Source organism: Streptomyces sp. NPDC002513 (genome assembly GCF_053595355.1).
In genome coordinates this window covers 74,672-87,788 of the sequence record NZ_JBSFXK010000014.1, presented here as the reverse complement: position 1 = coordinate 87,788, position 13,117 = coordinate 74,672, and the positions used below count along the sequence as shown (strand labels likewise).

The window sequence follows — 13,117 nt, the reverse complement described above, 5'->3', positions numbered from 1 at the left end:
GCCCGCAGGGGTTCGTCGGCGGCAGCCGGGTGGGCACGTTCCGCCGGGTGTCCGGGGCCGGCCCCGCAGCCTGCGGCTCAGCAGCTCTTCTTGCCGTCCTTGCCCGGTGACGGCGACGATGACGCGGCCGGGGCGGTCAGCGCCGCCAGGGCCTTGTCCGCGGCCGGCTTGTCCGTCAGGGCCTTGAACCCGTCGCCCAGGATGAGGTCGACGGACCCTCCCGCGCGGGCGTCGGTGCGCCGTTCGGCGTCGGCGAGCTGGGTGCCGACGACCGGCAGGGCGGTGTCGAGGGCGCTCTTGGCGCCGAGCAGGACTCCGGTGCCCTTGACCTTCTTGTCGTAGTCCTGGGTCGCGTTGCCCACGGTGCCGATGTGGAAGCCGCGCTTCTTCAGCTCGTCCGCGGTCTCCTTGGCGAGGCCGCCGCGGGCCGTGGCGTTGAGGACGTTGACGGTGATGCGGCCGGGCTCGGGCAGGGCCCCGGCGGTGGCCGCAGGCGACGGGCTCGCCTTGGCCGCGCAGCCCGCCTTGGCGCCGACGGCGAGCGTCCTGCCGCCGGTGAAGATGTCGATGAGCTGCAGGGTTCCCCAGCCGATCAGTCCGACGGCGGCCACCGACGCGACGACGGCGGCCACGAGCCTGCCGCGGCGTCGGGGCCGGCGCATCCTCGGGTACTTGCCCCCCGTGATCCGGTACTGGCCACCCATGCCGGGGGGAGTCAGCATGCTCATGGGCGCAGCGTAGTGCGCCCGGGCGGCAATGCCTACTAGATGATCATTGGGCGCCCCTCAGTCCAACCCGAACGGGTCATCGGGGCGGACGAACCCCTGGGGACGGGAGGCGGACGGACGCCCCGGGATCAGTCGAGTTCGAGCACTCTCGCGTGCAGGACCTGACGCTGCTGCAGCGCCGCGCGCACCGCGCGGTGGAGGCCGTCCTCCAGGTACAGGTCGCCCTGCCACTTCACGACATGCGCGAAGAGGTCGCCGTAGAACGTCGAGTCCTCGGCGAGGAGGGTCTCCAGGTCGAGTTGCTGCTTGGTCGTCACGAGCTGATCGAGGCGGACCGGGCGCGGCGCGACGTCCGCCCACTGCCGGGTGCTCTCCCGGCCGTGGTCGGGGTAGGGCCGGCCGTTTCCGATGCGCTTGAAGATCACACGGAAAGCCTACCGGGCCCGACGTTCCGGGCGCAGCCATGGCGACGGAGTGCGGTGCTGGGAAAGATGCGGTAAAAGGATGCAAAACGGAATGGATGTGTGGAGATGAGTGACGGTCGGCCGGCGCCCGGGGCCGCCACGCCCGAGGGCCGCGGACAACGTTGTCCGGCCGGTTCTCCTCTCCGAACCGGCGCGCCATGCAGGGGTTCGCGCATCTCACCCCGGGTGAACGGGGACAGGGGGATCAGGATCACCGACGTGGCGGTCGAGGAGTCTTGGGGCCGGCGAGTCACGGATACGGGCTGCGGTGGGCGGCCGCCCGGTGCGGGCGGCCGCTGTGTGCTACTCGTGGTCACCCTCCCGTGGGACGGGCGGCGCGGGCTCCTCCCCGGTGTCGGGTTCGGGTTCGGGTTTCGGTCGCTGCTTGGTGCTGCGGACGGCCTCGGCGCGCAGCAGGGCGAGCAGGGCCGCGTACGGATCTCCGGGCATGACTTCGTCCTCGCGTTGCTGACGGCGGATGACGGCGGATGACGGTGCGGAGGCCGGACCGGTCAGCAGCGCAGGACGACGGTGCGCAGGGCGCACAGGACGGGGGAGAGCGGTTCTCGCGCGGGTGCCGGGGCGGGGCCCTGTGGTGCGGTGGGTCCGCTGGTCCCCCGTGGCGCCGGCCGCGGCGGTGCGGGGGCGCGGGGTCCCTGGGGGGTCACCGGCCGCAGGACCGCGACGAGCACCTCGTGCTCCGCGTCGCAGGCCTGGGCCGCGGACACCTCGTCGGTTTCGTCCGTCACGGCCTCGGCGTGCGCACCGGTCGCGAGCAGCGCGATGAGCACCAGGAGCACCCGCAGCCAGGCATACCGACGAGCGGTACGAGGGAGGTGCGGGGTGGTGCTCACAGGGGTCATGTGCCCGTCGACACGGCGTCGTTCATCGCATCGGCCGCCAGAATCGCTCGCTTGAGTGATGTGCGCGGTACGTGGTTGACGTGATCACACGGTGCGCGGGATCCGCTCGGCACGGCCGCGGATCCGCAACGCCGTGATCAGTTCGACGACGCCGACCACGATCAGCCACCAGCCGGTGACCAGTGCGAGGACGGGGATCGACTTGAACGGCGAGACGATCAGCACGACCCCGGCGGCGAAGGTGACGACCCCGAGGGCGATCTGCCAGCCGCGCGCGGGCACCGCCGGGTCGTGAGCGGCCGCCACGGTCTGGGAGATCCCGCGGAACAGCCAGCCGATGCCGATCCACAGCGCGAGCAGCAGGATCGACTCCAGGGGGCCCCGGAAGCAGAACAGCCCCAGCACGATCGACAGGGCGCCGCTGAGGAACGCGAGGACCCGCAGCGAGGTGGCCCGGTGCGTGCCGAAGGCGGACGCCACCTGGAGCACGCCGCTGACGATGAGGTAGATCCCGAAGAGGATCCCGGCGACGAGCAGGGACGGGCCCGGCCAGACCAGGATCAGGATCCCGAGGATCAGCGACGCGACACCGGTGGTCAGGACGACCTGCCAGGCGGTGCGGGAGAGCAGGTGCAGGAGCCCCTCGACGGGTGGCTCCAGGCCGTCCGACGCCGGTCTCGGCGCGTGCGGGTCGTGGGTGGCGTGGACGTGGCGGTCGTCGTACTCGGATCCCCACGGGGAACCGCTCGGTGCGTCGGTCATGTTCCATGCTTGGACCGGCCCGCAGGGCCTCGCCACCCGGGCGGTCCGATCGACTGACAACCGGGCCGAGCGGCGGCCGTGTGCCCGGCCCGGCCCGGCCCCTAGGCGCGTGCCGACCTGGCCGTCTTCGCCGTCTTCGCCGCCGCCTTCAGTTCCTGCTTGTGCGCCCGGACCTTCGCCAGCGAGTCGGGACCGGTGATGTCGGCGACCGAACGGAAGGACTCGACCGCGCCGTACGACCCCGCGGCCTCGCGCCACCCCGGAGGCCGGACACCCAACTGCTTGCCGAGCAGGGCGAGGAAGATCTGCGCCTTCTGCTTGCCGAACCCGGGCAGCCCCTGGAGCCGCTTCAGCAGCTCCGGTCCGCTCTCGACGCCCCTCCAGAGGGCCTCGGCATCGCCGTCGTAGTGCTCGACGAGATAACGGCACACCTGCTGGATGCGCCCCGCCATCGATCCCGGGTAGCGGTGCACCGCGGGCTTCTCGGACAGCAGCGCGGCGAACGCCTCCGGGTCGTACGCCGCGATCTCGTGCGCGTCCAGGTCGTCGGCGCCGAGCCGCTGCGCGATGGTCCACGGCCCCTTGAACGCCCACTCCATCGGGACCTGCTGGTCCAGCAGCATCCCGGTCAGCGCGGCGAGCGCACTGCGCCCGAGGAGCGCGTCGGCGTCGGGGTCCTGGGCGAGGTGCAGCGTGACGTCCATGTCCCCATGATCGCCCCGCCGGGCCTCGTCCGCACCCTTCGTCGGACGCCGGCAGCACGGGCGCGGCGGCGTACGCGGCGGTGCGCGACGCGGCCGTACGGCGGCTGGCGGCGCGTCACCGGCATGATGGCTGGCGGCGTCACCCTCGTACGGGCGGGCGGCGTTGCCCCGACGCTGAGCACAGCGCACGCGGCGTCCGTACTAACCGGGACCCGGGAACGGCGGATACGTAAGACACGCGGGAGACATGACGTGGGCGCAGCACACGTGAGCGGGAGGAGTCCGGGGACGGGCGGGCGCGGCGGGGGCCTTCGGCACCTGGCCTTCCTGCTGGTCGTCGTCCCCCTGATCCTCCTTACGGGAACCGGTTCCGCGTCCGCGCACGCCGCGCTGAAGGGCACCGATCCGGCGGACGGCAGTGTGCTGAAGACGGCCCCGAAGGCGGTGACCCTCACCTTCAGCGAGGCGGTCGGCCTGCTGGACAACTCCCTCCGCGTCCTCGACCCCGGCAACCGCCGGGTGCACACGGGCAGGCCGGAGCACGCGGACGGCCGGGCCGACACCGCGCGGGTCACGCTCCCGCACCTTCCCGACGGCACCTACATCGTGGCGTGGCGGGTGGTGTCGGCCGACAGCCACCCGGTGAACGGCGCCCTCACGTTCTCCGTCGGCGAGCCTTCCGTGACGACGGCCGTCGTGCCCGGCGACGAGGCCCAGGACGTCGCCTCGGCCGCGCTCTACGACATCGCCCGCTACCTCGCCTACGGCGGACTGGCCCTGCTGCTCGGCAGCACCGTGTTCGCGAGGGTGACCGGGGTGGGCGGGGCCCGCGGCCTGATGGCGGGCGGCTGGTGGACGCTGCTGGGCGCCACCTGCGCGCTGCTGTTGCTCCGGGGCCCGTACGAGCGGGGCAGCGGGCCGGCGGCGGCCTTCGACCCCGCGGTCCTGTGGGACACGGTGACAAGCCGCCCCGGCCTCGCGCTGCTCGCGCGGCTGGTCCTGCTGGCGTCGGCGGCGGTGGTCGCCGGCCGGGCGGAGGGGGCGCCGCGCGGCCGGCTCCGGTGCGCGATCGTGAGCGTGCTGTCGGTCGCCCTGCCCCTCACCTGGGCGGTGTCCGAGCACGCCGCCGCCGGGATCCAGGTGCCGGTGGCGATGACCTCGGCGGTGCTGCATCTGCTGGCGATGGCGGTGTGGCTGGGCGGTCTCACGGCCCTGCTCACGGCGCTGTACCGGGCGCCCGGGGAACTCCCGGCCCGCGCGGTCGCCCGATTCTCCCGGCTGGCCTTCACCGCGGTCGCCGTCCTGGTCGCCACCGGCGTCTACCAGTCCTGGCGCGGCCTCGGCTCCCTCGACGCGCTCACCTCCACGGTGTACGGCAGGCTGCTGACCGCCAAACTGGTCGCGGTGGTGTGCCTGCTGACGGCGGCGGCGTACTCGCGCCGCTGGACGGCACGGCTCGCGGTGCCCGCGGCCGTGGTGCCGGCGCCGGAGCGGGCGCGGGAACCGGTGGCGGCCGGGAGGGGACCGGCCCGGTCGGCGGCGCCGCACGAGGACGGTGACGGCACGCCGGGCACGGGCCGCGACCGGCGACCGGGCACCGTACCCGCGGACGGCGACGCCGTAGCCGTGGCCGTGACGGCGGACCGGGACGGGGACGACGACGCCGCAAGGGCGGACGGGGGCGCGGACGGCGTGCGCACGGGCCGGGACCGGGACCAGGACGGCGTGCACCCGGACGGCGTGCGCACAGACCCGGACCCGGCTCCGCTGCGGCGTGCCCTGCGCCGCTCGGTGCTGGCGGAGATCACGGTCGGGATCGTGGTGCTGGTGCTCACGACACTGCTCACCGGCACACAGCCGGGCCGGGCGGCGGCGGAGGCGGCGGCCTCGGCCGAACAGCCCCTCGGCTCCGCCACGGTGCTCCCCTTCGACGTGGGCACGCCCGGCGGGCACGGCAAGGTGCAGATCGAGCTGACGCCGGGCCGGGCGGGCGAGAACGCCGTCCAGGCGGTCGTCTACGGTCCGGACGGCGGGATCGCCACCGTTCCGGAGCTGCGCCTGACCTTCACGTTCACGGCGCGTCACCTCGGCCCCCTGGACGCGGGGCTCACCGACCGGGGCGGCTACTGGGCCGCGGACGCGCTGAACCTCCCGCTGCGGGGCGCCTGGACCATGAAGGCGACCATCCGCACGACCGACATCGACCAGGTCACCGTGTCCAAGACGGTGACGATCGGTTAGCGCGAGCGGAGCGGAACATGATGTTCCGTCAGCGGTGGACGACGCGCGGAACCGTGCGGTCCCGGGCCCCGACTGTGCCCCTGACCACGGGTGACGTCCCGTCGGACACAGGGGTGGCGCTGCTCCAATACCGTTTCTCCGCTGCCAGGTTGTCAGTGGACGTGATCAAGGTCGTGACGATTACGTTTCCAAAACGGCTCGGGGGGACTCTTGACGCATGCCCGGACATGCGAGTGGGATGACGCCCACAATGTTCGGTCAAGTTGGTTTCTGATTGATTCTGACCCGCTCACAGAGCCGGCCACGACCGACCCTGCCCCCAGGAGCCGTCATGCACCACACTCCGTCCGGTCCCTCCCTCCCGAGCCCGAACCGCCGCTCCCTGCTGCGTGGTATCGGTGGTGCCGCTGTCCTCGCCGGAGCCGGCATACCCCTGCTCAGCGCCTGCGGCGGCAGCGGTACGTCCTCCGACCCGAAGACCGTCACCGTCGGCTCCAACGCGTCGGACGCCGTGCCGAAGAAGGCCTTCGAAGATGTCTACGCGGCCTTCAAGAAGCAGTCCGGCATCACGGTCGACGTGAACACGAAGGACCACAACACCTTCCAGGAGCAGATCAACTCCTACCTCCAGGGCACGCCGGACGACGTGTTCAACTGGTTCGCCGGCTACCGCATGCAGTTCTTCGCCGCCAAGAAGCTCGCCTCGCCGATCGACGACGTGTGGCAGAAGATCGGGGGCAACTTCCCCGAGGCGATGAAGAAGCTCAGCAAGGGCGAGGACGGCAAGTACTACTTCCTGCCGATGACCTCGTACCCCTGGGCGGTCTTCTACCGCAAGAGCGTCTTCCAGCAGCACGGCTACCAGGTCCCCACCACCTGGGACCAGTTGATGGCCCTGTGCAAGCAGATGAAGAAGGACGGACTGGTCCCGATCGCCTTCGGCGACAAGGACGCGTGGCCGGCGATGGGCACCTTCGACCAGATCAACTTCCGCCTCAACGGCTACGACTTCCACGTCCAGCTCATGGCGGGCAAGGCGTCCTGGACCGACGCCAAGGTCAAGGCCGTCTTCGACCACTGGACCGAGCTCCTCCCGTACCACCAGGACGGTGCCATGGGCCGCACCTGGCAGGACGCCGCGCAGACGCTGGTGGCGAAGAAGGCCGGCATGTACCTCCTGGGCAGCTTTGTGGCGCAGCAGTTCACCAACAAGGCCGACCTGGACGACCTCGACTTCTTCCCCTTCCCGGAGATCAACTCCGCGTACGGCCAGGAGACCGTCGAGGCCCCGACCGACGGCTTCATGGTCAGCAAGGCCCCGAAGAACCACGCGGGTGTCGTGAAGCTGCTGGAGTACCTGGGCTCCCCGGAGGCCGAGGAGCTCTACCTCAAGGCCGACCCGAGCGTGGTGGCCGCCTCCACCAAGGCCGACACCTCCTCGTACTCCCCGCTGCAGAAGAAGGCGTTCACGATGATCAGCGGCGCCAAGAGCCTCACCCAGTTCATGGACCGCGACAGCCGGCCGGACTTCACCGCCACCGTGATGCAGCCCTCACTGCAGAAGTTCATCCAGGACCCCAAGGGCATCGACACCCTGCTGTCCTCGATCGAGCGCCAGAAGAAGACGATCTTCGCATCCGCATGAGCAACGACACGACCACGAAGACCCCGGAGGCGGCCGCCGAGCCGCCTTTGGGCGCGTCATCGGACACCAAGGCGGCTCGGCGGGGGCACCGTCGCCTGCTCACCCGTCGTGACCGGTTCACGCTCGCCCTGATGGCGGGCGTGCCCACGGTCCTGCACGTGGCCCTCGTCTGGGTCACCGCTCTCGCCTCCATCGCCCTCGCCTTCACCACCTGGGACGGCATCGGGTTCGACTCGATCAAGTGGGTGGGCCTGGAGAACTTCAAGCAACTCTTCACCGACAACCCGCAGTTCTGGCCGGCCGTCGAGCACAACGTCGTCTGGTTCGTGGTGCTGATCCTGATCCCGACGCCGTTCGGCCTGTTCCTGGCCGTGCAGCTGGACAAGAAGATCCGGTTCAGCAGGGTCTACCAGACCGCGTTCTTCCTGCCGGTCGTCATCTCGATGGCGTGCATCGGTTTCGTCTGGCAGCTCGTCTACAACCCGGACACGGGCCTGATCAACAGCATCATCGGCGCAAACAAGCCCGGCCACTACATCGACTGGATCGGCAACCCGAATCTCAACCTGTGGGCTGTCCTCATCGCCGCGTCCTGGCGGCACACCGGCTACATGATGATCCTGTACCTGGCCGGTCTGAAGGGCGTGGACCCGTCGCTGCGCGAGGCCTCGGCCCTGGACGGAGCCAACGAGTGGCAGACGTTCAAGAGCGTCATCTTCCCGACGCTGCGCCCGACCAACACAGTCGTGCTGGTCGTCACCATCATCGAGGCCCTGCGCGCCTTCGACCTGGTCTTCGTCTTCAACAAGGGCGCCCAGGGCACCGAGCTGCTGTCGATCCTCGTGACCAACAACATCATCGGTGAGTCCAGCCGCATCGGTTACGGGTCGGCGATCGCCGTCGTCCTGCTGGTGATCTCGCTGGTCGTGATCATCCCGTATCTGGTGGCCACCTTCCGGAAGGAGCGGCGAGCGTGAGCGCCTCCGCCCTCGCGACCGGCGCGCCGACGAAGAAGCGCGCGCCCGTCCGCCCCGCCCGCGTCCTGCTGCACGTCTTCCTCGCCGGTACGGCCCTGGCGTGGCTCGCCCCGCTGCTGTGGGCGGTCTTCTCGGCCCTGCGCCCGTACAGCGAGACCAGCGCCAAGGGGTATGTGTCCTGGCCCGACAAGCTGAGCCTGGACAACTTCACCAACGCGTTCGAACAGTCGGGCATGCTGCACTACTTCGGCAACACCCTGCTGATCGCGGTGCCGGCCGTGCTGCTGACGCTGTTCCTGTCGTCGATGGTCGCCTTCTACGTCAGCCGCTTCGACTTCCGCCTCAACCTCGCGCTGCTGCTCGTCTTCACGGCGGGCAACCTGCTGCCGCAACAGGTCATCATCACCCCGCTGTACCGGCTGTACCTGCTCACCGACCTGCCGGGCATCACGGAGAGCGGCAAGCTGTACGACTCCGCGCTCGGCCTGGTCCTCATCCATGTGGCGTTCCAGTCCGGTTTCTGCGCCTTCGTGCTGAGCAACTACATGCGCTCGCTGCCGCACGAGCTGACCGAGGCCGCGCTCGTCGACGGCGCCTCGGTGTGGCGGCTGTACTGGCAGATCACGCTGCCACTGTGCAAACCGGCGATGGCGGCCCTGGCGACCCTGCTGTCCATCTGGATCTACAACGACTTCTTCTGGGCCCTCGTCCTGATCTCGACCGGCGAGAAGATGCCGATCACCTCGGCCCTGAACAACCTCTCCGGCCAGTACTTCACGGACCCCAACCTGGTCGCCGCCGGCGCCCTGCTCACCGCGATCCCGACCCTGATCGTGTACTTCGCGCTGCAACGCCAGTTCGTGAGCGGCCTGACCCTGGGCTCCAACAAGGGCTGACCCACGCGGGGGAGACGGCGGTGGTGCGGGGGCCCGGCCCGGGCTCCGGCACCCCGTGGCTCCGTGGCTCCGTGGCTCTCCGGCGACGGCCTAGTGCAGGAGCTTGTCCAGGGTGATCGGCAGGTCCCGGACGCGGATGCCGGTGGCGTGGTGCACGGCGTTGGCGATGGCCGCGGCGGTGCCGACGATGCCGATCTCGCCGGCGCCCTTGGAGCCCATCGGGTTGGTGTACGGGTCCGCCGCCTCCACCCAGTACGCCTCGACCGCGCCGACATCGGCGTCGGAGGCGATGTGGTACCCGGCGAAGTCGTGGTTGACCACATGCCCGAACCGCGGGTCGACCACGCTGTGCTCGTGCAGCGCCATCGACAGGCCCATGGTCATACCCCCGATCAACTGCGAGCGGGCGGTCTTGGGATTGATCACCCGGCCCAGGTCGAACACCCCGAGCAGGCGCGGCACCCGCACCTCGCCGGTGTCCGCGTGCACCCGGACCTCGGCGAACTGGGCTCCGAAGCTGTGCATCGCGTAGCGCGCGGCGTCCGGGTTGTCGGGCATGTCGGCGGTGACCTCCAGCCCTTCTCGCGGCACGAAGCCGCCGTGCTCGGACTCCAGGACCTCGTGCAGCCGGCGGGCCGTCTCGACGATGGACGTGCCCCAGCTGTTGATCCCGGACGAGTTGCCGGCGACCGAGGCGTGGGGCAGCGCGGTGTCCCCGATCCGCAGCTCCACGTCCTCGACGGTGACGCCCAGCGCGTCCGCCGCGATCTGGGTGAGCGCCGTCCAGGTGCCGGTGCCGATGTCGGCGGCGGCGATCAGCACCGTGCAGCGCCCGTCGGGACCGACCCGGATCGTCGTGGCGTTGCCCGGGAAGCGGGGCGAGGGAAAGGCCGAGGCGGCCACCCCGGTCCCGACCAGCCAGCTTCCGTCGCGCCGCGCCCGGGGGACGGGGTTGCGCCGCTCCCACCCGATCCGGCGGGCGCCCTCGCGCAGGCACTCCGCCAGATGGCGGCTGGAGTACGGCAGGCCGGACTCGGGGTGGACGCCGGGCTCGTTGCGGATCCGGAACTGGACGGGGTCCAGGCCGCAGGCGGCGGCCATCTCGTCCATGGCCGACTCCAGCGCGAACATGCCCTGGGCGTCTCCCGGTGCCCGCATGATCGTCGGCACCGGCAGGTCCAGGGGCGCCACCCGGTGGGTGGTGCGCCGGTGGGGCGCGGCATACATCGACCGGGTGCACACCGCGACCTGCTCGGCGTATCCCTTGGCCTTGGCGGTCTGCTGGATCACGTCGTGGGCGACGGCGGTGAGCCGCCCATCCGCGTCGGCGCCGAGCTGGACGCGCTGAAGGGTGGCGGGACGGTAGCCGACCAGGGAGAACATCTGCTGTCGGGTGAGCGTGAACTTGACGGGCCGGTTCACGACCCGAGCGGCCATCGCGGCGAGAACGGCATACGTGTGGGGGTAGACCTTCGATCCGAACGCGCCCCCGACATGGGGGGAGATCACGCGGACCCGCCGCGGGTCGAGCCCCAGCACGGCCGCCATCAGATCCCGGCTCATGGTCACGCCCTGGGTGGAGCAGTAGAGCGTGAGCCCGTCGTCGGTCCAGACGGCCACGGCGGTGTGCGGCTCCATCGGGTTGTGGTGGACCATCGGCGTGCTGTACGCCGCGTCCAGCCTGACCTCCGCCGAGGCCAGAGCGGCAGCGGCATCGCCCAGGGAACTGTCGGCCGGCGAGCCGTCCAACAGCTCCCCGCCGCCCTTCCCGAAGAAGGCCGCGTTCAGCGGCTTGTAGAGATCGTCGCGGTCCGGCCGCAGCTCGACGTCGAAGGCCCGCTCCTCGTAGTCCAGGCGGACGAGCTGCGCGGCGTGGCGGGCGACCTCGGACGTCTCGGCGATCACCCCGCCCACGAGCTGGCCGCGGTAGGCGATCTCGTCGGTTTGCAGCACCGCCAGTTCGGGGTCCTCGGCCAGGGCCAGCCGGGGCGCGTTGTGAGGGGTGAGCACGGCCAGCACGCCCGGCTCGGCGTTCGCCGCGGCCGTGTCGAGGCCGGTGACGCGTCCGGCGGCGATCGTGGCCTGCACCGCGTACAGGTAGGCGGGCCGGTCGACCGGCTGCTCGAAGGCGTAGGGGGCCGCGCCCCTGACCTTGTCCGGTCCGTCCAGGCGGTCGAGCGGTGCGCCGACGGCGCGGGCGATGACACTCATCGTGGCCCGCCTGCCAGGGCGAGCAGGGTCGCGACGAGGGTGTTGCGCGCGAGCGGCACCTTGAACGCGTTGCCCGCCAGCGGCCGGGCAGCGGCGAGTTCGGCCTCGGCGGCGGCGCGGAAGCGCTCGGCGGTCGCGGGCGCGCCCCGCAGCGCCTGCTCGGCCGCGCCGGCCCGCCACGGCTTGTGCGCCACACCGCCCAGCGCGATCCGCACCTCGCGTACGGTGCCGTCGGCGACCTCCAGCACGGCGGCCACCGAGACCAGCGCGAACGCGTACGAGGCGCGGTCGCGCACCTTGCGGTAGCCGGACCTGGCCGCCTCCGGGAGCGGCGGCACGTCCACAGCCGTGATCAGCTCGCCGTGGCGCAGCACGGTGTCGCGCTCGGGCTCGTCGCCGGGCAGCCGGTGCAGCTCGGTCAGCGGGATGGCCCGCTCCCCGTCCGGCCCGCGGGTGCGGACGACCGCGTCGAGGGCGGCCAGTGCGACGGCCATGTCCGACGGGTGGGTCGCGACGCACGCCGGTGACCAGCCGAGGATCGCGAGTTCCCGGTGGTGTCCCTCCCGCGCCGGGCAGCCCGTCCCCGGTTCGCGCTTGTTGCACGGGGTGGTGAGGTCCTGGAAGTACGCGCAGCGGGTGCGCTGAAGCAGGTTCCCGCCGGTGGTGGCGAGGTTGCGCAACTGCCCGGAGGCACCCGACAGCACCGCCTGGGAGAGCACGGGAGCGCGCCGCCGGATCCTGCGGTCGGCGGCCAGGTCGCTGTTGGTCACCGTGGCGCCGATCCGCAGGGTGCCGTCGGGGAGTTCCTCGATCCGGTCGCAGGCCAGTCGCCGGACGTCGACGAGCAGGTCCGGTGTGGCCACGCCCAGCTTCATCAGGTCGACGAGGTTCGTACCGCCGGCGAGGAACGCCCCGTGCGGTGCCCGGGCGAGCAGCGTGACCGCCTCCGGCACGTCCTCGGCGCGCTGGTAGCGAAACGGTTTCATCGGCGGGCCACCTCCGCGATGGCCGGGCGGATGTGGGCGTAGGCGCCGCAGCGGCACAGGTTGCCGCTCATCCGCTCGGCGATCTCCGCGTCGTCCAGGACGACCTCGTCCGCGTCAGGGTCGGCGCTCACCGCGCTCGGCCAGCCCGCCTCCGCCTCCGCCAGCATCCCGGCCGCCGAGACGATCTGGCCCGGTGTGCAGTACCCGCACTGGAACGCGTCGTGGTCGATGAAGGCACGCTGCAGGGGGTGCAGTCCGTCACCTCCGGCCAGTCCGGCGGCCGTGACGATCTCCGTGTCCTCGTACGCCACCGCCAGCGCCAGGCAGCCGAGCGCGCGCCGCCCGTCGAGCAGAACCGTGCAGGCGCCGCACTGCCCGTGGTCACACCCCTTCTTCGGGCTGGTGATCCGGAGACGTTCACGCAGGGCGTCCAGCAGGCTGGTGCGGGTGTCGACGACGACCTGGTGCTCCTGCCCGTCCACCCGCAGCGTGATCTCCCTGTCCACGGGACACACCCCCGCACTCGATCTCGGGATTACGGCGAACACTGCATGATCCAGCCTTCCCGAGAGCCTCTCCCGTGAAACGAAATGTTGCTATTTGTCCCTCTGTGTCCCTTCCCTGGCTCTGCCGGCGGGGG

The 13,117-nt window shown here is 71.3% G+C and carries 13 protein-coding genes; 4 read left to right on the top strand and 9 right to left on the bottom strand.

Annotated elements, in window-relative coordinates; genetic code table 11:
- Window positions 1-77 precede the first annotated feature (77 nt).
- The 6 genes from ACWD5Q_RS12895 to ACWD5Q_RS12870 form a co-directional block, all read right to left on the bottom strand.
- Window positions 78-728: a LytR C-terminal domain-containing protein gene (locus ACWD5Q_RS12895; protein WP_451427024.1), complete on the bottom strand. Its 651-nt coding sequence runs from the start codon at window positions 726-728 to the stop codon at window positions 78-80.
- A 128-nt stretch (window positions 729-856) separates the two neighbouring features.
- Window positions 857-1,153 (bottom strand): type II toxin-antitoxin system VapB family antitoxin, encoded by a 297-nt coding sequence (locus ACWD5Q_RS12890; protein ID WP_004943146.1) that lies wholly within the window; start codon window positions 1,151-1,153, stop codon window positions 857-859.
- A gap of 342 nt (window positions 1,154-1,495) precedes the next feature.
- On the bottom strand, window positions 1,496-1,642 hold the full coding sequence (locus ACWD5Q_RS12885) for a hypothetical protein (protein WP_451427023.1): 147 nt from the start codon (window positions 1,640-1,642) through the stop codon (window positions 1,496-1,498).
- 62 nt (window positions 1,643-1,704) lie between these two features.
- Window positions 1,705-2,055 (bottom strand): hypothetical protein, encoded by a 351-nt coding sequence (locus tag ACWD5Q_RS12880; RefSeq protein WP_451427022.1) that lies wholly within the window; start codon window positions 2,053-2,055, stop codon window positions 1,705-1,707.
- A gap of 84 nt (window positions 2,056-2,139) precedes the next feature.
- Window positions 2,140-2,817, bottom strand: coding sequence for an HdeD family acid-resistance protein (locus ACWD5Q_RS12875; RefSeq protein WP_451427021.1), 678 nt, complete (start codon window positions 2,815-2,817; stop codon window positions 2,140-2,142).
- A gap of 101 nt (window positions 2,818-2,918) precedes the next feature.
- On the bottom strand, window positions 2,919-3,521 hold the full coding sequence (locus tag ACWD5Q_RS12870; RefSeq protein ID WP_451427020.1) for an HhH-GPD-type base excision DNA repair protein: 603 nt from the start codon (window positions 3,519-3,521) through the stop codon (window positions 2,919-2,921).
- A 252-nt stretch (window positions 3,522-3,773) separates the two neighbouring features.
- Between ACWD5Q_RS12870 and ACWD5Q_RS12865 the strand changes: the two genes are divergently transcribed.
- The 4 genes from ACWD5Q_RS12865 (at window position 3,774) to ACWD5Q_RS12850 (ending at window position 9,280) form a co-directional block, all read left to right on the top strand.
- Window positions 3,774-5,762, top strand: a complete 1,989-nt coding sequence (locus tag ACWD5Q_RS12865; RefSeq protein ID WP_451427019.1) for a copper resistance CopC/CopD family protein — start codon at window positions 3,774-3,776, stop codon at window positions 5,760-5,762.
- A gap of 331 nt (window positions 5,763-6,093) precedes the next feature.
- Entirely contained in the window at window positions 6,094-7,407 is a 1,314-nt protein-coding gene (locus ACWD5Q_RS12860; protein ID WP_451427018.1) for an ABC transporter substrate-binding protein, read from the top strand.
- The gene (locus tag ACWD5Q_RS12855) at window positions 7,404-8,384 is read left to right on the top strand and encodes a carbohydrate ABC transporter permease (protein WP_451427017.1); all 981 of its coding nucleotides are present in this window, start codon (window positions 7,404-7,406) and stop codon (window positions 8,382-8,384) included. The genes ACWD5Q_RS12860 and ACWD5Q_RS12855 overlap by 4 nt, the downstream gene beginning before the upstream one ends.
- On the top strand, window positions 8,381-9,280 hold the full coding sequence (locus ACWD5Q_RS12850; protein WP_451427016.1) for a carbohydrate ABC transporter permease: 900 nt from the start codon (window positions 8,381-8,383) through the stop codon (window positions 9,278-9,280). Before ACWD5Q_RS12855 ends, ACWD5Q_RS12850 begins: the two co-directional genes overlap by 4 nt.
- A gap of 90 nt (window positions 9,281-9,370) precedes the next feature.
- Here ACWD5Q_RS12850 and ACWD5Q_RS12845 read toward each other — a convergent pair whose 3' ends face one another.
- From ACWD5Q_RS12845 to ACWD5Q_RS12835, 3 genes are read right to left on the bottom strand one after another with little or no spacing between them, the layout of a single operon-like run.
- The gene (locus ACWD5Q_RS12845; protein WP_451427015.1) at window positions 9,371-11,491 is read right to left on the bottom strand and encodes a xanthine dehydrogenase family protein molybdopterin-binding subunit; all 2,121 of its coding nucleotides are present in this window, start codon (window positions 11,489-11,491) and stop codon (window positions 9,371-9,373) included.
- On the bottom strand, window positions 11,488-12,477 hold the full coding sequence (locus ACWD5Q_RS12840) for an FAD binding domain-containing protein (RefSeq protein ID WP_451427014.1): 990 nt from the start codon (window positions 12,475-12,477) through the stop codon (window positions 11,488-11,490). Before ACWD5Q_RS12840 ends, ACWD5Q_RS12845 begins: the two co-directional genes overlap by 4 nt.
- Window positions 12,474-12,983 carry a (2Fe-2S)-binding protein gene (locus ACWD5Q_RS12835; RefSeq protein ID WP_451427013.1) on the bottom strand — a complete coding sequence of 170 codons (510 nt, stop codon included), beginning with the start codon at window positions 12,981-12,983 and terminating at the stop codon, window positions 12,474-12,476. Before ACWD5Q_RS12835 ends, ACWD5Q_RS12840 begins: the two co-directional genes overlap by 4 nt.
- Window positions 12,984-13,117 lie beyond the last annotated feature (134 nt).